Origin of the sequence: Chryseotalea sanaruensis (assembly GCF_003990915.1) — a bacterium.
Taxonomy (GTDB): domain Bacteria; phylum Bacteroidota; class Bacteroidia; order Cytophagales; family Cyclobacteriaceae; genus Chryseotalea; species Chryseotalea sanaruensis.
In genome coordinates this window covers 548,387-568,737 of sequence record NZ_BHXQ01000004.1, presented here as the reverse complement: position 1 = coordinate 568,737, position 20,351 = coordinate 548,387, and the positions used below count along the sequence as shown (strand labels likewise).

20 protein-coding genes are annotated in these 20,351 nt (G+C 37.7%); 5 read left to right on the top strand and 15 right to left on the bottom strand.

Annotation, left to right across the window (positions count from 1 at the left end):
- Positions 1-144 precede the first annotated feature (144 nt).
- From ccoS to SanaruYs_RS13130, 3 genes are read right to left on the bottom strand one after another with little or no spacing between them, the layout of a single operon-like run.
- Entirely contained in the window at positions 145-306 is a 162-nt protein-coding gene (gene ccoS / locus SanaruYs_RS13140; protein ID WP_127123018.1) for a cbb3-type cytochrome oxidase assembly protein CcoS, read from the bottom strand.
- Positions 303-2,714, bottom strand: a complete 2,412-nt coding sequence (locus SanaruYs_RS13135; protein ID WP_127123017.1) for a heavy metal translocating P-type ATPase — start codon at positions 2,712-2,714, stop codon at positions 303-305. Before SanaruYs_RS13135 ends, ccoS begins: the two co-directional genes overlap by 4 nt.
- A complete protein-coding gene (locus SanaruYs_RS13130) occupies positions 2,707-3,549 on the bottom strand; it encodes a universal stress protein (protein ID WP_127123016.1) in 843 nt (280 codons plus the stop codon). The genes SanaruYs_RS13135 and SanaruYs_RS13130 overlap by 8 nt, the downstream gene beginning before the upstream one ends.
- A 188-nt stretch (positions 3,550-3,737) precedes the next feature.
- Here SanaruYs_RS13130 and SanaruYs_RS13125 point away from each other — a divergent pair, with 188 nt between their 5' ends.
- Complete coding sequence (locus SanaruYs_RS13125) at positions 3,738-4,505, top strand: ABC transporter ATP-binding protein (protein WP_127123015.1); 768 nt, start codon at positions 3,738-3,740, stop codon at positions 4,503-4,505.
- 5 nt (positions 4,506-4,510) lie between these two features.
- Positions 4,511-6,163: a hypothetical protein gene (locus SanaruYs_RS13120; RefSeq protein WP_127123014.1), complete on the top strand. Its 1,653-nt coding sequence runs from the start codon at positions 4,511-4,513 to the stop codon at positions 6,161-6,163.
- A 248-nt stretch (positions 6,164-6,411) separates the two neighbouring features.
- Here SanaruYs_RS13120 and SanaruYs_RS13115 read toward each other — a convergent pair whose 3' ends face one another.
- From SanaruYs_RS13115 to SanaruYs_RS13085, 7 genes are all read right to left on the bottom strand, one after another.
- Positions 6,412-7,215 carry a DUF2705 family protein gene (locus SanaruYs_RS13115; protein ID WP_127123013.1) on the bottom strand — a complete coding sequence of 268 codons (804 nt, stop codon included), beginning with the start codon at positions 7,213-7,215 and terminating at the stop codon, positions 6,412-6,414.
- Positions 7,216-7,266: 51 nt separating this feature from the next.
- Positions 7,267-8,166 carry an ABC transporter ATP-binding protein gene (locus SanaruYs_RS13110; protein ID WP_127123012.1) on the bottom strand — a complete coding sequence of 300 codons (900 nt, stop codon included), beginning with the start codon at positions 8,164-8,166 and terminating at the stop codon, positions 7,267-7,269.
- A gap of 27 nt (positions 8,167-8,193) precedes the next feature.
- The gene (locus SanaruYs_RS13105) at positions 8,194-8,733 is read right to left on the bottom strand and encodes a DUF4252 domain-containing protein (protein ID WP_127123011.1); all 540 of its coding nucleotides are present in this window, start codon (positions 8,731-8,733) and stop codon (positions 8,194-8,196) included.
- Between the two features lie 40 nt (positions 8,734-8,773).
- A complete protein-coding gene (locus SanaruYs_RS13100; protein WP_127123010.1) occupies positions 8,774-9,250 on the bottom strand; it encodes a DUF4252 domain-containing protein in 477 nt (158 codons plus the stop codon).
- Between the two features lie 107 nt (positions 9,251-9,357).
- Positions 9,358-9,885: a DUF4252 domain-containing protein gene (locus SanaruYs_RS13095; protein ID WP_127123009.1), complete on the bottom strand. Its 528-nt coding sequence runs from the start codon at positions 9,883-9,885 to the stop codon at positions 9,358-9,360.
- A gap of 45 nt (positions 9,886-9,930) precedes the next feature.
- Complete coding sequence (locus SanaruYs_RS13090) at positions 9,931-10,437, bottom strand: PG0215 family putative anti-sigma factor (protein WP_127123008.1); 507 nt, start codon at positions 10,435-10,437, stop codon at positions 9,931-9,933.
- Entirely contained in the window at positions 10,427-10,939 is a 513-nt protein-coding gene (locus SanaruYs_RS13085; protein ID WP_127123007.1) for a GFO_1088 family ECF-type sigma factor, read from the bottom strand. The genes SanaruYs_RS13090 and SanaruYs_RS13085 overlap by 11 nt, the downstream gene beginning before the upstream one ends.
- Positions 10,940-10,979: 40 nt before the next feature.
- On the opposite strand from SanaruYs_RS13085, the gene SanaruYs_RS13080 reads away from it, so the two are divergent.
- Genes SanaruYs_RS13080 through SanaruYs_RS13070 form a run of 3 tightly spaced genes read left to right on the top strand, consistent with a single transcriptional unit; the run spans position 10,980 to position 16,546 of the window.
- Positions 10,980-11,279: a hypothetical protein gene (locus SanaruYs_RS13080; RefSeq protein ID WP_127123006.1), complete on the top strand. Its 300-nt coding sequence runs from the start codon at positions 10,980-10,982 to the stop codon at positions 11,277-11,279.
- 34 nt (positions 11,280-11,313) lie between these two features.
- Positions 11,314-14,481: an AsmA-like C-terminal region-containing protein gene (locus SanaruYs_RS13075; RefSeq protein ID WP_127123005.1), complete on the top strand. Its 3,168-nt coding sequence runs from the start codon at positions 11,314-11,316 to the stop codon at positions 14,479-14,481.
- 13 nt (positions 14,482-14,494) lie between these two features.
- Complete coding sequence (locus SanaruYs_RS13070; protein WP_127123004.1) at positions 14,495-16,546, top strand: TonB-dependent receptor; 2,052 nt, start codon at positions 14,495-14,497, stop codon at positions 16,544-16,546.
- 16 nt (positions 16,547-16,562) lie between these two features.
- On the opposite strand, the gene SanaruYs_RS13065 is transcribed toward SanaruYs_RS13070, so the two are convergent.
- The 5 genes from SanaruYs_RS13065 to SanaruYs_RS13045 form a co-directional block, all read right to left on the bottom strand.
- Positions 16,563-17,339 carry a hypothetical protein gene (locus SanaruYs_RS13065; protein ID WP_127123003.1) on the bottom strand — a complete coding sequence of 259 codons (777 nt, stop codon included), beginning with the start codon at positions 17,337-17,339 and terminating at the stop codon, positions 16,563-16,565.
- A gap of 72 nt (positions 17,340-17,411) precedes the next feature.
- Positions 17,412-17,618, bottom strand: coding sequence for a hypothetical protein (locus tag SanaruYs_RS13060; protein ID WP_127123002.1), 207 nt, complete (start codon positions 17,616-17,618; stop codon positions 17,412-17,414).
- The gene (gene arfB, locus SanaruYs_RS13055) at positions 17,615-18,013 is read right to left on the bottom strand and encodes an alternative ribosome rescue aminoacyl-tRNA hydrolase ArfB (RefSeq protein WP_127123001.1); all 399 of its coding nucleotides are present in this window, start codon (positions 18,011-18,013) and stop codon (positions 17,615-17,617) included. Before arfB ends, SanaruYs_RS13060 begins: the two co-directional genes overlap by 4 nt.
- A 7-nt stretch (positions 18,014-18,020) precedes the next feature.
- Positions 18,021-19,775 (bottom strand): OmpA family protein, encoded by a 1,755-nt coding sequence (locus SanaruYs_RS13050; RefSeq protein ID WP_127123000.1) that lies wholly within the window; start codon positions 19,773-19,775, stop codon positions 18,021-18,023.
- Between the two features lie 95 nt (positions 19,776-19,870).
- Complete coding sequence (locus SanaruYs_RS13045; RefSeq protein WP_127122999.1) at positions 19,871-20,308, bottom strand: cytochrome B; 438 nt, start codon at positions 20,306-20,308, stop codon at positions 19,871-19,873.
- Positions 20,309-20,351: the final 43 nt, after the last annotated feature.

Here is a 20,351-nt window from a genome sequence, read left to right as displayed (position 1 = left end):
TTAAAAAGTAAACCAGCATCTTAAAGTGACAAGCGAGCGTAATACGATTTTTTCGGTTGATCCGCGCCCACGTATTAATTATAACGGCAATTCTTATATAGTGCCATCTAAGCTGCAAAACAGATCAGGTTAAACAAAATGTAATCAACCTTCCTGCTTCTTCTCCTTTTTATCTTCGAATAACATACGCACAGAAGGTCCGTAAGTGTCGTCAAACTGCCCTGATTTCATGCTCCACAAAAAACTACCCAAGAAAAGTATGGCAATGGTAAGGGAAATCGATATTAATAAAATAATAATGGTCATACACTTTTCTTTAAAATGGAACGAGACACTACACCAACCGCTATACTACTAAATCCAACAACACTAATACTACTGATGGGCATTAGTATAGCGGCTACTAAAGGTGTGAGATAACCAGTTACGGCAAAACTGAGCGAAATAATATTATAGAAAAAAGAAATAGCAAAAGCAGCTTTAAGAATAGTAGTAGAGGCCTTTGCCAAACGTAAGTACAATGCTAGGTTAGTCAATTGAGAACCTTGTAAAATACCATCGCAGGCGGGTGTAAATACGCCAGCATTATCTGAAATAGAAATGCCTACATCACTTTGCTTAAGCGCGCCAGCATCGTTTAAGCCATCACCCAACATCATTACTTGCTTACCCTCCGCTTTCCAATCTTGAATAAAATTCATTTTGTCTTGCGGACTTTGATGGAATAATAATTTCGCAGAAGCTGGAAAAACTTGTTTCATGCGTAATTTATCGCTCTCATTATCACCCGAAAGCATAGCCACAGGCAAAGCATTCATATTTACCAGTGCTTGCTTTATCCCATTACGTAAAGCAGTTGTAATAGTAAAATGCCCTTTCACTTCTCCGCTAACAGAAACAAAAACATGTGAAGATGTTTGATCTGGTAAAGCATTCGCTCCGACAAAATTGGCCGAACCAATTTTTAGCGGCAAGCAAGCTACTTCACCTTCAATTCCCTTACCTGGTCTTTCAATCAGATTTTTTACTGTCCAATGTGCAGGCATCGTAAGGTGTTTTACAATTAGCTCACTCATGGGGTGAACAGAAGATGCAGCCAGTGATTTGATACAAGATAATTCGTGTTGTGTTAAATCCCCTTCAAAATGTACAGTTGCCGCACCTTGGGTTATGGTACCCGTTTTATCAAAAACAAGTGCGTTAATACCGGCCATGCGTTCTATCACATCTGCATTTTTTAAATAGAAGCCATGCTTACCAAATACGCGCAGCATATTTCCATAAGTAAAAGGTGCAGCAAGCGCAAGCGCACAAGGACAAGCCACAATCAACACAGAAGTCAGTATCAACCACATGTTGGCTGAATCTGCATAATACCAATAGACAGCCGTTGCAATTGAGAAAAATAAGACGAACCATGTAAAGCCTCTCGCGGCTTTATCAATCATTTTTTTATATCGGCTTTCTTTAGGCTTTTGAAAAACAGCATTATTCCATAAACTGGTTAAGTGACTTTGAGAAGTTTTCTTTTGCACCTCCAGGATAACCGGCTCACCCAATAAACGACCACCTGCATACACAAGATCACCAACATTGGCCTTAACTGGTTTGGATTCACCTGTTACAAAACTATAATCAATATAAGCCTGTTCACTGAGCAGCGTTGCATCAGTTGGCACTACCTCTATGTTCCTCACTTTAATAACATCTCCACATTCCAAATCATATACTACAACAGGTTTCCACTCTACACCTATTTGTTTATGAATAGCCAGCGGAAAATAAGATTTGTAGTCACGATCAAAAGCAAGACTCTCGTAAGTCTTATCTTGGAACCAACGACCGATCAATAAAAAGAAAACAAGTCCGCTAAACGAATCAAAATAACCAGGGCCAATATGAAAAAGTATGTCGTAAGTACTTCTAAAAAATAAAGCAGCTAAGCCAATGGCTATGGGTACGTCTATATTAATTTGCTTTTGTTGTATGCTTGTCCAGGTGTTTTTAAAATAATCGCTTGAACTATAGATTAAAACAGGAACAGACAAAGCAATATTCAAATAAGAAAACAGTTGTTGCAGGTATTGCTCTGAGGCATCCAATCCCAAATACTCCGGAAAGCTTAATAGCATAATATTACCAAAGGCAAAACCTGCCACTGATAATTTAGCAATCAACGGATGTGTTTCCTTTTGAGACTTACTATTTTCCAGGTTTATTAATGGTGCATAACCAACGGACGTCATGCGGGCTGCTATTGTACTCAATGAAATCTGGCTGGGGTCAAATTCAATAGTAACGCGTTTACGGGCGAAGTTTACCTGCGAACGAAGTACCCCTGTACAAAGGCGTTGTAAATTTTCTAATAACCAAAGGCATGAAATACAATGAATGGCAGGCACATAAAATTCTACTTTGGCAAAAGTTGCCGATTGAAAAAGCAACAACTTGTCCTTAATACCTTTTTCATCCAGATAAGCAAAGGCATCGTTGTCAACTAACTCATGCTTTAAACCTGGCTTAGTATCGTAAGTATAGTATTCACAAAGATTGTTCTCATTCAGAATATCATATACGGTTTGGCATCCATAACAACAAAAGTTTTTACCATTCTTTTGCAGAATTTCATCTTCACAATCCTGACCACAATGATAACAGGTTATTTTTTCAGTGATTTTACTTGCCGGGGATTCTTCAACTACTGAATTACTCATTGCGCATTGTATAAGTCCAAATTGGAATGTCTATGTGATTTACTACATCTTCCGCTACACTACCACTCAACACATGGGCTAATCCTTTTCGGCCATGGGTCCCCATAGCAATCATATCAGCGTTTATAGTGTGTGCAAAGTTAATGATACCATCTTCTTCATATAAATCGTTGAAGACATGTGTAGTGTAGTTCTTAAATAAAAAGCGTTTAGCAAAATCCTGCAGTCGCTTATTAGTTGTTATGTCTCTTGTGAAGTTTGAAGGGGTATTTACCCAAACAATATGCAGGTTAGCTTTAAAGAAATTCTGCATCGCCTTTACTTTCATCAGCAAATCTTCCTGAATTTCTGTATGCAAGGTATTAGGTAATACAATGTCTTTAATGGTGCTCAGTTTTGGATAGTTTTTTACAGCTATAACCGGAACAGGTGAATTACGAACTACTTTCTCTGCATTAGATCCTATCACATACTCTTTAACACCACTGGCCCCCTTGGTTCCCATAATGACCAAATCAATTTTATTCTCTTCAATATAGCTGAGGATCATTCTGGCGGGTGCACCAAATTGCGTTGTGGTTTTCAACTTGTCTTTGGGGTCAGCGTATTTTTTGATGAGTTTAGCATATTCTACCTGCGATTTTTCTCTTAATTCCTTCAACAGCACTTCCTCAAAAGACATTACAGGCATTAAAACACTGTCGTGCATTACAGGTAACTCAATAACATGCGTGAGGTGCACTTCGCCCCCTGACTGACGTGCAATATCAAGCGCGAACCGAAAGGCATTTACTGCCTGTTTCGAAAAATCGCATGGAACTAATATCGTTTTCATGGCTTTGCTGTTTAGTTAGCCAAAAGTATATAGCCTTACCATTAAGTTACGTGATAGCGGTCAATTAGAAAACTGACAAAAATCAGAGAAATTAAGATTTAACATTTACGATATACGATTGACATCTGCCTTTTTAACATTTGTTACATTAATGGGTTATGCGTATTATTAATGCTCAAATAAAGTGTATGCAAGCAATTGTTGTAGAGGCGCTCTCTAAAAGTTATGCCAACCCAGTTTTAAAGAATATTTCGTTTACGGTTGAAGCAGGAGAAATCATTGGCTATATCGGCCCAAACGGAGCTGGTAAAAGTACCACAATTAAAATTCTTACGGGCTTAATTAACGAATTTGAAGGTAAAGCTTCCGTGCTTGGCCTTGACGTAAGAACAGAAGCACTTGAAGTTAAAAGGCGTATTGGTTATATACCTGAAAATGCCGCACTTTACGATACCCTCACACCCTTGGAGTATCTTGAGTTTGTGGGTAATCTATATTCTCTGGATAAAACCTCGTTAAACAAAAAGTCTAAAGAGTTGCTGAATGTCTTTGGCTTATCAAACCATAAAGAAGACCGCATGACTACCTTCAGCAAAGGCATGCGGCAAAAAGTACTCTTGATTGCCGGAATGTTGCATAATCCTTCAATCTTGTTTTTAGATGAACCATTATCTGGCTTGGATGCCAACGCAGTGATATTGGTAAAAGAAATATTAAGCCAACTGAAACAAGCAGGCAAAACAATTTTTTACAGCTCGCATATCATGGACGTGGTAGAAAAAATATCTGATCGTATCATGATCATCAACAAAGGTGAACTTATTGCCAATGGACCATTCACAGAGCTTAATTCGCAGGCGCATAGTGGTTCGCTGGAACAACTTTTTACTGAGCTAACCGGAAACAAAGAGCATGAAAGTGCAGCAGGTCAATTCATTGATATCATTAAACAATAATATCTATGGATAAAATACTGCTGCTATTTTTGGATGCTTTAAGCTTTGTTTATAAAATATTTGGTATCGACTATCATCAGGTAAGATCTATTGTTGCCGTTAAATTAATGATGGATGGTAGAAGGCCTATGCTTTCTATGGGGCAAGCATCTTCTAATCGAAGTTACTATTATGCGCTAGTGATTTACTTAGTCTTTGGATTATTAGTTTCCATTCTGATTTATACAATACCTTCTGTCGTTATAACCATGACGTTCATATTCGCATATATTATGGTTATGACGATCATGATTTTGATTACAGATTTTTCTTCTGTTTTACTGGACACGAGCGATAATTCCATCATTCTTCCAAGGCCGATTAGCAGCAAGACTTTACTGGCAGCTCGTATCACACATATTATTCTTTATATAGGATTACTAGCACTTGCACTATCACTAGGGTCTATTATCGCAGTTTTTATCAAATATAGCTTTGCAGGAATTCTTGCATTTTTAATTTCTCTGATACTATGTGTTCTTCTATCACTCACAATTACTAATGCGTTGTATTTACTTATTATGCGTTTCACCAGTGAAGAGAAATTGAAAAACACGATAAACTACCTTCAGATATTTATGACGGTACTTTTTATGGGAAGCTACCAATTGATGCCCCGTTTGCTGGGCACTATTGATTCACTCGAAACAACTTTTACATTTCATTGGTGGACTTATTTAATACCTCCTGTTTGGTTTAGCGCGACCATTGAGGCTTTCGAAACTTTGCAATTCGATCTAACACACTTAGTCTTTGTTGTAATTGCTGTGGGAGTTCCTGTTTTAAGCATTTATTACGTGAGTAAATTTCTTGCACCATTGTTTACTGAAAAAATTCAGGACATGGGTACCGATAGTCATGTAACACCTAAATCAATTAAAAGTGAAAAGTCGTGGGCAGACAAGATTGGCGAACTAATTACTCAACCAGGACCTGAACGTTCAGGTTATAGTTTAACCAGTAAAGCAATTGTTCGAGATAGAAAATTAAAATTAAAACTCTATCCAGCCATTGGATATTTTATCGTATTGGCCATTATTTTTCTTTTTAGATTTAATGATAACAGTGGCAGTGTATTGGAAGGTTTAAAGGGAGGAAATTCTTATTTACTACTCATCTATTTTTCCACATTTATTCTCTATGCTGCACTCTTTGAAGTATCCTTTAGCGACAACTTCAAATCATCCTGGGTGTTTTTCTCATCTCCGGTTAATCAACCGGGTTATATTTTGAAAGGATCTATAAAAGCATTGTTAGCAAATCTTTTTATTCCGATATACCTGACCGTATCTGTTTTTTCGCTTGTCATTTGGGGGACGGCTGTAATTGATGATCTACTGTTTGGGTTAGCTAATAATATTGTTATTATCCTAAGCATTTCCATTCTCAATAAAAAGCATTTGCCTCAAAGCGCGCCTGATGGTGCAAGAAACAGTGGTGGTAATTTTGCACGAGGTATTATTATGATGCTAACGATGGCGCTATTGGGTTTTTTACACTATGGCGCTATGCAGTTAAGTGGTTCACTCTGGGTGCTTGCTCCCATCTTCGTCATCATTGCTTACTTTATGTTTAAGTCGTTCAGTACAATTACCTGGAAGGATTTGCAAGGAGCTTAAACATTTTTTTTCAGTGAAGGAATAACCGGTGAAGGAAGTGGTTTGTGAGGACACAAACCACGGAGTAGGCTATAACAACCGGTATGATCGTTGTATAGTAAAGCAAGAAGCGGTCTGACCAGTCGCAGCTATTGAAAAAATAATTCTTAAAATCACTGAAATATGACGAACAGTTTGTGAATGAATTGTAAAGCAGAAAATAAAAATGCGACACTCGGCCGCATTTTGACTATATAAGTAATGTTATGTTACAAATCAGATTTCTTCAGTTTCAGGTAACTTAAATAATTGAAGGCAATTGTCCAGAACAAAGCAATAGCGACTGAGGTGATGCTCACATAATCTTGAATTTCCTGAAATACATACCGGGGGAAAGGCATTGCTACCAAATTGCTAATTGATTCCATCGGGAAAAATGGAATAATAGAAGGGAACCTGTCGTCAAGATTGGCTTTAAGAATAAACTCCAACATGTGCGACAAACTTATTACCACAATGGTTAGCCCTGATCGCTGTATTAGTAAGCCCAGCATTAATGCATATGACAAGAAGGCAAAAACTTCTAAAAAGTAAGCAATTAGAAAACCTATGTCTGAAAACAAGTAAGACAATTCAAGATTGGGTGTATAAATAAGACCTGTTAGCATAACGATGAAAAATATCATTAGGCAGCTGAGCACACTTAACAGCACATTTGTTAAAACTTTGGAAAGTAAGAACTCTGTTCTGCTTAAGCCATCGATAATATTTTGTCTGATGGTGCGATAGGTAAATTCATTCGTCACTGAAATGATTACCATGAAAGCGAGAATCAGTTTAAAGAATCCACTTATGTAAACTAAATTCTGCCAAATGTCTGGAAAGTGGTACAATGGAATTCGATTAATATTAAGCGAAGTACCAAACTCAGCTCCTTTTGAAGCAAGCCACTTCAAAAATTCCATACCGCTGGCTGTGGTGAAACCCAGTGTTAAAAAATATAACCCAACTACTACCCAAAAAGTACGGTAGCTGGTTAGTTTTTTTAAGTCAATTGTTAAGAGGTGAAGCATAGTGCCAAACTTTAAAATATATCAAATAATTTTTATAGTTATAATTGAATCTTAAGCCGGTTTATTTTCAGAAAGTATCTCCAGAAATTGTTTTTCCAGACTTTTCTTCTGAGTAGCCAAATAAGAAACTACTATACCATTACTGAATAAAAACTTATTCAAGTCGTGGCTATGGAAACCTTCATTCATTTGTACTGAATAATTTGCACCATCCTTCTTCACAGATTTTGCACCTTCAAACCTTTGCAAAATCAATCCAAGATCATCGTGGTAAGCATTTACCTCTACCAGTTCCTCTCCCTTACCGACATCATCTACCGGTCCGCTGTGTACTAACTGTCCTTTGCGCAAGACTGCATAATGCGTACATACTTTTTGTACCTCATCCAACAAATGACTTGCTAAGATGATGGTTTTACCATCGGCTGCAATTCGTTTAATAATTTGTCTGATCTCTGCAATACCCATAGGATCTAAACCATTTGTTGGTTCATCTAAAATCAGGATTTCAGGATCGTTGACCAATGCAGATGCAATGGCAAGACGTTGTTTCATGCCAAGTGAATATGTTCTATACTTATGATCTTTACGGGCAGTCAACTCAACCAGCTCAAGCACCTTTGCTATGTTAGCTGGATCAGCCTGCTTAATAGTGGCGTTAAGCTCAAGGTTTTTTTGGCCGCTAAGGTATGGGTAGAAAATAGGATGTTCTAACACAGCACCTATTCGTTTTCTAATGGTATGCGAAGGTGCCTCACCAAACCAGCTAAATTCGCCAGCGGAAGGATTAGTTACACCCATTAGCATGCCCAGTGTTGTGGTTTTGCCACTGCCATTAGGGCCAAGCATACCGAATACCTGGCCTGCTTTTACTTCAAGGTTTAATTGATTTACTGCGCAAAGTCTACCAAAATTTTTAGTAAGACCGCGAACTGAAAGAACTGTTTGCATAGGGAATGGTTGATTTAACAGTTTCGACTAATTGTCTTCACTTTTCTCTTCTTTCTTGTTTTTATCACCGGCAAACTCTTTAATCATTTTACCGATATCAGAACTCTGATCTATTGTTTGAAAGAACTGTGGCACTTTATTAACTGGTACACTTCCTAAAATATCCAATACATAAAGATCCTTTTCATCATTTACCAGCACTACTGTCCCTGCTACTTTACCACCCTTCTCTTTCAAATAGATATCGAAGTTTCTTCCATCCATCCTACTTGTCATAATCTCTTCATAGCCCTCACCTTTATAATCAGCTACAAGTGACTTAAACTTATTGATAGTAAAATTTGATTCATCTTTACTTACAATGAGAAATTTCATCTTCTCAATATCTTTAATCAAGTCATCAAACTCCTTACTCTCCTGCTGGTTTAGCATCTTCAATGTATTCTTGTAAAAGAACAAGGCAAGTGCATCTTTATTAGCATCATGCAAGGCTTGAGTAGTTTTGCTTTGCGCTGATACGATGATGCTACAAAATATCAGGGTAAGAAAAATGCCAGCTGCTTTCATATTCGTTATTTATAGATAAGTGTACTCTTTCTTCAAAACATTACAAACTCGCTGAAGTTATTTTTCCGCTGGTAATCAAAGCTGGATCAATATATCCTTTCAACTCGAAAACAACTACTTCATGGGCTCCATCGACAATGACAACGTAATAGTCACGATTTTTACCAGGAGCCAGCATGAAAGATACAACTTCTCCATTGTCCTTAACCTCCATTAATGTCTCGAAATTATTCTCTTCTAAAAACTTCTTATAACCACTAACAGACACACGCTGCTGAGCAAAAGCTTCCTTGGGAATAGTAATGAACTCTATGCTTCTTACGCCAGAAATAGCCTCTTTAAATTCATGGTCATCAATCATTTTTAAGGCTAACCTTGCCATAAAACCTTCCACTTTAAAACTATGTACATCCGCTTCTCCACGAAAGCGATCTTTTAAAACCCGGATACTATTATGCTGGCTGTTGGCTGCTGAAACTGTCAGCAGTACGAGCATGGATACTATAAATGTTTTCATGAAGATACCTTTAAAATTGTGTCTGATAAAGAAAATGAAGTCAAAAGAAGTTGATAAAAAATATGGTCTGCTTTTGACAGACCATATTTAAATAAGGTGGATAATTTTTAGTTCTTTTTCTTATCCAAGTTCTCTAGTTTATCCAAACCATCGATTTCCATACGCTTACCAATGCGGCTCACTTGTTTCAAATCAATTTCTCCGTACAAAGTCATGATCATAAAATCAGTTGTACCACCCATGATCATAATTAATTCAGAGATTTTTCCTTTGCCGTCATCTTTAATCAAAAACTTCATGTCCTGGTCTTTATCACGCACAGTCATCAGTTCTTCATAATCCTTCATTGGAATTAACGTAAATGCTTCTTTGTACAAATCACGTGCATTTCTGGCATCTTCTTTAGCAAGAATTCTCAAACCTTTTATTTTACTAATGGCTTCTACCACTTCTTTATCTTCTGCGGTTTCAACATCCATATTAGTAAACAGGCTAAACATTTTACTGCTTACTGTTACATTGCTGAAACTTTCATCGTTTTGGTACTTGGCAAAAAACTTTGAGATGGCATCAGTCTGACCAAAAGTAATACCGTATCCGGCCATCATCACAAGTGCTAACATCAACTTTTTCATATCTTTCTTTTTTTAAGTTCTTAATTATTTTTGAGAAATCAGATATTAACTATCCGCTTTATCATTGTCTTTTGTTTGTATCTTATCCTTTGCTTCATTGATCAGGTTTAATTTAGCAGTGGCCTTTTGTCCTTTGCTGAAATTTTTCGAGATCATTTGTAATGCTCTTTTAGTTTCTTCAAAAGCCTTTTGAGGGTCATCGTAGGTATCGGTTATCTCCTGCGGTTGATCTTCGCGTATTTGAGTACGCACCAACCAGAAGGAGGCCAATACTACACTTATACCAGCAGCAATTCTCAAACTGCTGTACACAAGGCTTCTCATTTTTCCTTTTTGGGGTTCAATCGCTTTCTTCAAGCGTCCCTCAAAAGCCACATCTGTAATCACCTGTTGGCGTTGTTGCTCAAAGTAGCGAAACAAAGAAGCTGATTCCTTAAGGTGTAAGGGCACTTCGGCCTGATTAAAAAACTCGCGCAAAGCTTTCTCCTCATCCAACGTTGTTTCGCACTCCCAGTACTTTTCCAGCAGCTGTTCTATTTTCTTAGAGTCCATAGGCATTTGCTTTAGTCAGTTTTTCACGTACGGCATTTCGGGCTCTGAACAGGTTTACTTTAACCTGGTTCATATCGATATCCAAAATATCGCAAATCTCATTGTAGCTGTAGCCCTCCACATCGCGGAGGTGCATCACTTGCCGTTGCTTATCGGGCAATGCGGCCATTAGTCGGTTTATTCGCTGCATACTCTCATGTAGTTCAGTTGATTCATGAGGCGTTAACGCTTCGTTTCGAACATCAAAACTTCCATCAATCGGTTGAGTTTGTCTTCGGCTGTTTGCACGAATGCGATCCAGAGACAGGTTTTTGGTGATGCGCATGCACCAAGCTTCCATGTTCTGAATTTCTGCCATTTGCTCTCGGCCGTTCCAAACCCGGATCATTACTTCCTGCACCACATCTTTGGCTTCCTCCTCGCTGCCTACTAAACGTAAGGCGAAGCGGAAAAGCTTGTTTTTTGCAGGTAATACGCGATTTTGAAAAGATTCGAAATTCATTCTTTATTGAATTCAAGTACAAGACGGTGGCTGGTACACGATGTTACAAAAGATTTTAAAATATTTACAGTCCATTGTATCTTTTGCCTTTAGTGTTATGGAAGACAACGACAAAATCATCCTTTTTAATAAATACGACTCAGTAATTGACGCCAATTTGGCCAAAACTAAATTAGATGCTTACGGAATACCCTGTTTTTTAACAAATGAGACAACTTCCTCACTCTATCCATTACCTTTTATGAAGGGAATGGAAGTGGGGCTGTTTATCTTTGAGGCTGATAAAGCGAGGGTACACGAAATCATGATGGAAGACCAGCATGATGGACTGAAGATTTGAATTATGCCTTGTGTAATATCCGAATTACTCAAAAATGAAGAGCCGTAAAAAATTTTGGATTAAGCTAATAATTGGTCTTATAACCCTCCCCCTACTTGTATTCGGGATAGTGGTAGCCATTCTTTTCTGGAAACAAGATGCTATTGTGCAGGAATTGGTTACTACAGCTAACGAAGATTTTGTTGGTGAACTAAGCATAGAAGACAGTCATATTTCTCCTTTTGCCAACTTCCCTTATATCTCTATCGACCTTGATAACGTTAGCGTATACGAATCAAAAGATAAAAAAGAACTGCCCATTCTTAAACTAAGAGATGTGTATGTCGGCTTTGATCTCTGGGCCATGCTTGGGGGCTCAGTGGATATTAAATCTATTAAACTAAGAGATGGCTTTATTGAGTTGGTGCAACATACAGATGGAAGTTTTAATATCGGTAATGCATTATCAGCAAAAAAAGAAATAGAAGATCCTGCTGAGGAGTTTCACATGCACCTTAAAAAAATTGAGTTGGTCAATGTAGATTTACTAAAAGTAAATGAAGCCAATAACCTGATTCTTGAAACTTTCATTGATGATGCTACATCAACTTTTAAAACGACTCAAGATCATATTTTTATTTCACTGGATAGCCGTTTTGTGCTGAATGTAATAATGGAAGGTGATACAACTTTCGTCAAGCACAAACACTTTGATATACAAACAAAATTTGATTTTCTCAGTTTAGAGCAAAAGCTAGTTATACAGCCATCGGAGGTTAAATTGGAAAACGCACTATTCAAAATGGATGGCAGCATCGATTTCGATGATGATATGAATCTTGATATCAATTTTCATGGCAACAAACCAAACTTCGATCTATTCATGGCATTTGCGCCTGAAGAATTGGCACCAGCACTTCAGCGCTATGACAATGCCGGTAAAATATTTTTTGAAGCCAGTATTAAAGGCAAATCCATCAATGGACACAATCCATTGGTTGTCGCAGACTTTGGTTGTGAAGATGCCTTTTTTGATAACAAAATTTCTAAAAAGCGACTTGATGATCTTTTCTTTAAAGGACATTTCACCACGGGCGCAAACAGAAACGCATCTACAATGGAATTTTCGTTAGTAGACTTCAGGGCTAAACCAGAAGCAGGTGTTTTCAGTGGTAATTTAATGGTGAAAAATTTCGAATCACCTGAGATTGATATGCAGCTCAAATCAGATTTCGATCTTGATTTCTTATCAAAATTTTTAAATATCACTGACCTGCAAGACCTAAAAGGTCGTGTGGCACTAACCATGAATTTTCATGACATTATTGATTTATCAAATCCGGAGAAAAGTATAGAGAAGTTAAATGAATCTTATTTTACAGAATTAGAAGTTGAAAACCTGAGCTTTACCACCAGTAAATATCACCTACCCATTCATGATATAGATATCAAAGCAAAAATGGATGGCCACGAAGCCGAAATAGAAAACTTTAGTCTGAAGGTTGGAAACTCTGATGTTAGTATTCAGGCAAAGATCAGCGATTTACCTGCAATTCTTCACCACACTAACAATCCGGTAAGCGCTATTTTAAACATTAAATCAAATTTGCTAAATATTAAACAACTAACTGCTTATGATACTGCTAACTCTAAACCTGTTGATGAAGCCATTAAAGATTTAAGTTTGAAACTTAAATTCAATAGTACAGCAAAAGCATTTACAGAATCACCAAACTTGCCCATTGGTGAATTCTTTATTGAAGATCTTTACGCACAACTCACGCACTATCCCCATAAGCTTCACGATTTTCACGCGGATGTTTTCATAGACAATCAAGACTTTCGGATTGTTGATTTTAATGGTATGATCGACAAAAGCGATTTTCATTTTACCGGTAAACTAAAAAATTATGATTTATGGTTTAATGAAAACCCGTTGGGTGATACTAAAGTAGAGTTCAATCTTACCTCTGCCCTTCTTCAATTGGAAGATTTATTTACTTATGGGGGCGAAAACTATGTGCCAGAAGACTACCGGCATGAAGAATTTAAAAACTTAAAAGTACATGGTTTCGCAGACCTACACTTCAATAAAGGTTTGAAATCCTCAGATGTATTCATTGATAATTTGGAAGCACAGATGAAAGTACATCCCCTACGTTTTGAAAAATTTAAGGGTCGTTTTCATTACGAGAATGAGCACCTACTTGTTGAAAATTTTAGTGGTAAGCTGGGGAAAAGTCAGTTTAATGTTAACCTCCATTATTATTTAGGTAATGATGAAGCTATCAAGAAACGTGACAATCATTTTAGTATTACTGCACCCCGTTTAGATTTCGATGAGTTGTTCAACTACACTCCACCTCCGGCCAATGCTCAAACCAAGCCGGAAGATCATGAGGCAGTTTTTAATATTTATGACCTGCCCTTTACTGATATGACTTTTGATGCAGACATTAAACACCTTAATTATCATAGGTATTTACTGGATGATTTCTTTTTGAAAGCCAGAACAAATAAAAACCATTACATCTATGTTGACACCATGTCGCTAATGGCTGCTGGTGGAAAAATAAATCTACACGGATACTTTAATGGTTCTGATAAAAACAAAATTTACTTTAGTCCGGTAATGAAACTACATAAGGTAGATTTGGATAAGCTCTTATTTAAGTTTGAAAACTTCGGACAAGACCATTTAGTGTCAGAGAATTTACATGGTAAACTTAGTGGCACTTTGAGCGGCAAAATTCATATGCATGCTGATATGGTTCCAATACTTGATGATTCAGAAATTCATATTGATGTAGATGTAACCCAAGGAAGGTTAGAACATTATGCTGCGCTGGATGCTGTGTCAGATTATTTTAAGGATAAAAACCTTTCGCGTGTGTTGTTTGATACGCTGCACAACAAACTGGACATGACCAATGGTATACTTTCTATTCCAAATATGACCATCAACTCCACGCTAGGTTTTATTGAGATATCGGGTAAGCAGGACATGAACATGAACATGGAGTATTACTTGCGCATACCCTGGAAACTGGTAACACAAGTTGGTTCTAAAAAATTATTTGGAAGTGGCGAGAAATCAGAAGGTGATGACGAAATCCAATACAAAGACGATTCTAAAAAAGTACGTTTTATCAACCTGAAAATTACAGGCACCCCTGATAACTATAAAATATCTTTAGGTAAGGATAAGAACCAATACAACTAAGATGTAAAACTTTATGCTTCACCTCGGTAGTGTTCTTCTGCTTTTTGTTTCTATTACCTTGGTGCAAGCTCAAGATTCAGTTCGGTACTTGCAGGAATTTACGATAACTGCCTTCAAAAGTAACAGACCCATTTCAGAAGTTGCCGGATCCATTTCGTTGTTAGCATCAAAGAACCTCACACGTTTTGCAGGTAATAGTTTAGTGCCTGCCGTAAATACCATTGCAGGCGTTCGCATGGAGGAACGCTCTCCTGGAAGTTATCGATTCTCTATCAGAGGCAGTTTATTACGCTCTCCGTTTGGTATACGTAATATTAAATTTTACAGAGATGGACTTCCCTTTACCGATGGTGGTGGCAACACCTATTTAAACTTACTGGATTTTGATGCCATTACTTCCATGGAAATCATTAAAGGCCCTGGTGCCAGTCTTTATGGCGCAGGTACAGGAGGTGTTGTGCTTATGAACAGTCCTGTAGACAACCAAGAGGCTACACGCATTTCAATGAGTGGTGGCAGTTATGGCTTACTGAGGATGAATGCTAGTACTAAACTGCAGTTATCAACTCGGTCTGCTGTTGCCGTACGAAGTGCTTACCAGCAGGCAGATGGTTACAGGGAGCACACAAAAATGAAACGCTTTAATGCAGGTGTAGATTGGGAGTATCAAATAGGCGAAAACGCAAAAATTACCACTTCATACCTAGTGGGGAATTTATATTATCAAACACCAGGTGGTTTAACCAAAGCACAATTTGAGGAAGATCCGAAACAAGCAAGACCTGCTACACCTGTATTTCCGGGTGCAGTAGAACAGCAAGCTGCCGTAACTAATTTAACACATCTTGTCTCCAGTGTTTACGAAGCTGAGTTAAGTTCTTCGCTGTTATTGAAGGTAGGTGCCATTACTTCACTTACAGATTTTGAAAATCCTACAATCAGGAATTATGAAAAACGTATAGAAAAAAATATTGGTTTCCGAGCTGAAGTACAGTACAAGCACAATCTGTTTAATCTGGGGAACAAACTCAGCTTTGGTGGTGAGTTTCAATACTTCAACTCACCACTACAGGTTTATGATAATACAGCTGGTGCGGCCACTAACCTGCGAGAAGATGATTTATTGACTTCTTCCAACGGTTTAATTTTTTTACAAAGTGAAACCGATTTACCACAAAATTTTTTCCTCACTACTGGTATAAGCCTGAATATGCTGCGCTATGAGTTTACCAGAAAATCCCCATCACCATCCATAGACCAAACAAGGAATTTTTCCCCTTCACTTTTTCCAAGAATTGGTTTAGCAAAGAAGTTATCAAATGGTTTTTCCTTGCATGGTAGTATTAGCCAGGGTTTCTCACCACCTTCTTTAGCAGAGGTAAGACCATCGACAGGCGCATATAACAATACACTTAACGCAGAAATTGGACTTAACACCGAAATTGGTATACGTGGGCAAATATTCAAAAAAGCTAAATTCGATTTAGTGGCCTATAACTTTAAATTAAATGATGCTATCGTTATTCAAAGAAATAATGATGGTGCAGAGTATTTTGTTAATGCGGGAAGAACCAGTCAACAAGGTATTGAGTTAAGTTTTGCTTATAATAAAATCAACCTGTGGAAAAAGGTAATCTCTGCTGATTATTTTTTAAGTTATACAGGACAATATTATTTCTTTAAGAATTATGTTCAAGATGGCAATGATTACTCAGACAATAAAATAACAGGTGTTGCACCCAATGCCTTGAGCACCGGTTTAGACATAAACTTAAAACAGCATTTTTATATAAACACTACCGCTAACTATTACGACCATATTCCACTTAACGATGCCAACACTGTTTACTCACCTTACTTTTGGTTGATCACAGCAAAAGCGGGTTACAGACATCTAGGTAAATTACCGGTGGAAGTATTTTTTTTCATCGACAACCTGTTGAATGAAAAGTATAGTCTTGGAAATGATTTAAACGCCATTGGTGCGCGATATTACAACGCAGCATCTGGTAGAAATTTTTCAATTGGGATTGAAGTAAAGCCTTCCTTTAAACGAAGAGTGTAAAAGATTCAACTATAAACTACGTTTGGTTACTCGTAAGCCAACGCATAAACCTGGTCAATAAAGAAACAGATTCCTCTTTCTTCTTTTTGGCTGGCGCTTTCTTAACTTCCTTTTCAACTTTTACCTTCTCTGCTCTCGAAGGTGCTTTAGCCTGACGAGTTTGTAAATACTTCTGTTTTCTTAACTCTTTTCTCTTCTCCTCTTCTGCCTTTCTCTTCTCTTCTTCTTCACGCCTCTCACGCTCTCTTGCTTCCGATAAGGTATTGCGTCTTGGTCGCTCTATTCTCTTCCTATCTGTAAATTTCTTTTCTCTTGGTTTTATACGAGGCTCTGTAACGCTTTCTTCTATCAATACTTCTCCAGATTCGTTTATTACTTCTGACTCTTCTTTCTTTTTCTTTTCAGGCAATTCTATCTTACCCAAAACCTTTAAACCGCTTAGTTCAATCTTGGGCGCTCTAATCACATCGGGAAGTTCTTCAACTGTTTCTATAGATGAGGCTACTTCATTCTCAACTTCATCAACCTCCTCCATTACTTCTGATTCATCTGATGGTTCAGGTATTTCTATAGTCTCCTCCTTAGGCGCCTCCAAGGTATTTTCTGGTTCATGGGGAATAGTCTCTTCAACGTCTAATAATGCAGGGGCAAAATGAGATATGACTGCGCGTGCATGTACTTCGTCAACTTTTGCATTGGGGCTATCATCAATGGCAACGCCTTGGGCGGCCAGAAAATCGACAATGGCAGTAGATTTTAAGGATAATTTACGTGCCAACTGAGCAAGTCTCATAGAGAAAAGGTTAATCTTATCGCAAATATATTGGCAATCAAGCTTTTAACCCAACTATAGTTTAAAATTTGCTTAAAGAAAGAGTGTTCTGAGGTTTTCGTAGGGCAACTCTACCTCCAGGTGAACAGGGGCATCGTTAATACTTTGATAATTAAGCTCTACAATGCTTCGTCTGGTGTTTTGCGGGTCAGGGTAAATACGGCCTATACAGGCTTTATTAATCAATTCCGTTTTGCTTTCTTCATCTTGTAGTACAGGCAGTTCAATAAAATCGCTCATAGTTTTTGTCTCCATTTTTTCTTTTCACTGCGCTGTTTTTTGTCAGTCACACGTTTTTCTTTTGCTGCCATAGATGGCTTGGTTTTCTTTCGAGGTTTAGGCTTTGTAAAAGCTTTTCGTATCAGTGCCTCTAACCGATTAATAGCACCTTCTTTATTTTCTAATTGTGACCGACTATCCTGAACATTTATCAATAAAACGCCCTCCGTAGTAAGTTTACCGACCAACTTATTGAGTAGCACCTCTCTTTGCTCATCGGTAAGTAGCTCAGATTGCTTTATATCGAGCCGTAAGGTTACTCTACTGTTAACCTTATTGACATTTTGCCCACCGGGACCGCTACTGCGGGAAGTTGTAAATTCAATTTCAGGCAATAATGATCTGGCGGTAAGCATGAATTATTTACTTCTTTACAACGGTAAATTCAACACGTCTGTTGTTAGCGCGTCCGTCTTCAGTATCGTTAGAATCTATCGGTTTAGTTTCACCATAGCCTTGTGCAGTAAGTCTGTAGCTGTCTATACCCTTGCTGATAATATAATCAACAACTGATTGTGAGCGACCCTGCGAAAGATTGAGATTATAATCATCAGAGCCTTTGCTATCTGTGTGACCCGAAATTTCAATTTCGACAGTACTATTTTGCTTTAGGAAATCAACAACTTTGTCAAGTTCTGTAAATGATTCACTTTTAAGGGTGGTCTTATCAAAATCAAAATAGATATTCTTAAGCCTTACGGTGAGGCCTACTTCAATTGGTGCAAGGAATAAATCTTTAAACAAAGGTGAGTTCTCTTCATTTTCAACTTCAATACTATCAACAGCGTTTAAATAACCTTCTGCCTTTGCTGTTAACAAATACATACCAATGCCGGGAAGTTCCTTTTCATATTTACCTGACACAGCATTTGTTCTCATTGCATTACCTCTCTTTACGCTGGGTTGAATTTCAACTACAGCGTTTATAGGTTGTTCTGTCTTCTTATCATAAGTTGTTCCGGTAATGATAAGCTTTTTGGCAATAGGTGTCAGGTAAATATCAACGGTAATGGTGGTGTCATTACCCAAGGCAGGGAGTGTAAAGTTTTGTTGGTCTGGTAAGAAATTAGCTGCAGTGGTCGATAAACTATAGTTGGCAATTTCTGGCATGCGCAATTCGTATTGGCCATCTACTTTCGTGCTAATTTTTTGGGGCTTATCACCAGCTTTTACATCTACTATGGCTAAAATGGGTTCATTGGTTTTTTTATTGTAGACAGTTCCATTCAAAATAACATATACATCGCGTGGTACTAGTTTAAAAATATCGAGGTTACCACCATCAATAGTAGAATTTGCACGACTGGTGAATACATTTCCTTGTTTGTCCATGCAGAAGTACAACTCTTCTGCGGCAGTATTAATAGATGGCCCAAGGTTTTCAGGCTGCGACCATTTTTTCCACGTATTGTCCAAGCGCTTAGTGCGGTAAATATCTAGTTTGCCTTTTTTGCCTGGAGCACTTCGATCGCTTGCAAAATATAATATCTCATCATCTGCACCAATAAAAGGTCCGCAGTCATCATCTCTGTAAGAAATATTTAACTTAACTGGTTTCGTCCATTTACCATCAGTTTGTTGATTGCTTACATAAAGATTACTACGCGCACTCGTTGGTGTTTCACTAAAGGATAATATAATATGCTTTAAATCCGAAGAAATAGAGGCACCATAAAAACGCCCTCTGTTCATTTCTTCAAAACCAGGAATTTCTATTTCAGTCAAAGAACCTCCGGCAGTAACCATAGAAAATCCTTTTGTGTCCTTTCTGCGACCTCCCTTTATAAAAAGTGAACCGTCAGGCAAAGCTGTAAATACCTGATTGCTGCGGTGCGAATTAAAAGGTGATCCGGCATGTTGTGCGGGTCCCCATTCTCCTTTTTCATCAAGGGTACTGAACCAGATATCATCGCTACCTTCTTTACCGAAATTATTGTCCGGATGGTTATGCACAAAAAAGTAAAGCTTGTTGCCATCTTGTGAAAGTAATGGGGCGGCTTCATGGTAATGAGTATTTACTTCCTTACCTAATTTTACAAGCTCATAACGTGAAGAAAATTGCTGTGAGAAGCTGGTAATACTTATGAACAGAAGTAGCGTGACGATAAAAGTTCTCATGTTAGTTCAGTTGGGGTAAAACAACAATCAATAGGTATTGGTAGCGATACCAAAAAACTTATTATAGGTAACCGTTATAAACGATTTTATTCTAATTAAAAAAAGAAGAACACTGTTCTTCCACTTTGCATAATGGTTGCGATGATTATTAACAATGCTATACTATTGAAAATTGCAAGACGTTTATGCTTAGCTAAACTTTCAGACATTCTTTTAGCAGTAGACCTTGCTATGGTGATTAACACTACAGCAATTAACATTCCTACTAGGTGTTCAACTGCCCAATAGCGTAGAGCACCATCTTTCATAGTGTTACCATTAAATTGAACATTAGGACTCATAAAATAAAGTACCAGGCCCAGCAAAAATTGTATGTGAGTGGTAATTAATAGCCCCAGGCTTAAGGCATTATCTAATTGGCTAAAAGGTTTATTGCGTAAAAAGCCTGCTAAAGACCGCACAATAACCACCAACAATAGCACTAATACCAAATATCGAAGACCTGAATGACCGTGAAAAAGCCCTGTATACATATAATATGGATTTAAAAACCGAAATTAACATAGCTTTTCCATA

Bases quoted from the DNA above. Each gene is read 5' to 3' on its own strand.
- SanaruYs_RS13135 (WP_127123017.1), bottom strand. From the start codon at position 2,714: ATGAGTAATTCAGTAGTTGAAGAATCCCCGGCAAGTAAAATCACTGAA.
- ccoS (WP_127123018.1), bottom strand. From the start codon at position 306: ATGACCATTATTATTTTATTAATATCGATTTCCCTTACCATTGCCATA.
- SanaruYs_RS13095 (WP_127123009.1), bottom strand. From the start codon at position 9,885: ATGAAAAAGTTGATGTTAGCACTTGTGATGATGGCCGGATACGGTATT.
- SanaruYs_RS13105 (WP_127123011.1), bottom strand. From the start codon at position 8,733: ATGAAAGCAGCTGGCATTTTTCTTACCCTGATATTTTGTAGCATCATC.
- SanaruYs_RS13130 (WP_127123016.1), bottom strand. From the start codon at position 3,549: ATGAAAACGATATTAGTTCCATGCGATTTTTCGAAACAGGCAGTAAAT.
- SanaruYs_RS13125 (WP_127123015.1), top strand. From the start codon at position 3,738: ATGCAAGCAATTGTTGTAGAGGCGCTCTCTAAAAGTTATGCCAACCCA.
- SanaruYs_RS13085 (WP_127123007.1), bottom strand. From the start codon at position 10,939: ATGAATTTCGAATCTTTTCAAAATCGCGTATTACCTGCAAAAAACAAG.
- SanaruYs_RS13070 (WP_127123004.1), top strand. From the start codon at position 14,495: ATGCTTCACCTCGGTAGTGTTCTTCTGCTTTTTGTTTCTATTACCTTG.
- SanaruYs_RS13080 (WP_127123006.1), top strand. From the start codon at position 10,980: ATGTTACAAAAGATTTTAAAATATTTACAGTCCATTGTATCTTTTGCC.
- SanaruYs_RS13075 (WP_127123005.1), top strand. From the start codon at position 11,314: ATGAAGAGCCGTAAAAAATTTTGGATTAAGCTAATAATTGGTCTTATA.
- SanaruYs_RS13060 (WP_127123002.1), bottom strand. From the start codon at position 17,618: ATGAGCGATTTTATTGAACTGCCTGTACTACAAGATGAAGAAAGCAAA.
- SanaruYs_RS13065 (WP_127123003.1), bottom strand. From the start codon at position 17,339: ATGAGACTTGCTCAGTTGGCACGTAAATTATCCTTAAAATCTACTGCC.
- SanaruYs_RS13115 (WP_127123013.1), bottom strand. From the start codon at position 7,215: ATGCTTCACCTCTTAACAATTGACTTAAAAAAACTAACCAGCTACCGT.
- SanaruYs_RS13110 (WP_127123012.1), bottom strand. From the start codon at position 8,166: ATGCAAACAGTTCTTTCAGTTCGCGGTCTTACTAAAAATTTTGGTAGA.
- SanaruYs_RS13100 (WP_127123010.1), bottom strand. From the start codon at position 9,250: ATGAAAACATTTATAGTATCCATGCTCGTACTGCTGACAGTTTCAGCA.
- SanaruYs_RS13090 (WP_127123008.1), bottom strand. From the start codon at position 10,437: ATGGACTCTAAGAAAATAGAACAGCTGCTGGAAAAGTACTGGGAGTGC.
- arfB (WP_127123001.1), bottom strand. From the start codon at position 18,013: ATGCTTACCGCCAGATCATTATTGCCTGAAATTGAATTTACAACTTCC.
- SanaruYs_RS13045 (WP_127122999.1), bottom strand. From the start codon at position 20,308: ATGTATACAGGGCTTTTTCACGGTCATTCAGGTCTTCGATATTTGGTA.
- SanaruYs_RS13120 (WP_127123014.1), top strand. From the start codon at position 4,511: ATGGATAAAATACTGCTGCTATTTTTGGATGCTTTAAGCTTTGTTTAT.
- SanaruYs_RS13050 (WP_127123000.1), bottom strand. From the start codon at position 19,775: ATGAGAACTTTTATCGTCACGCTACTTCTGTTCATAAGTATTACCAGC.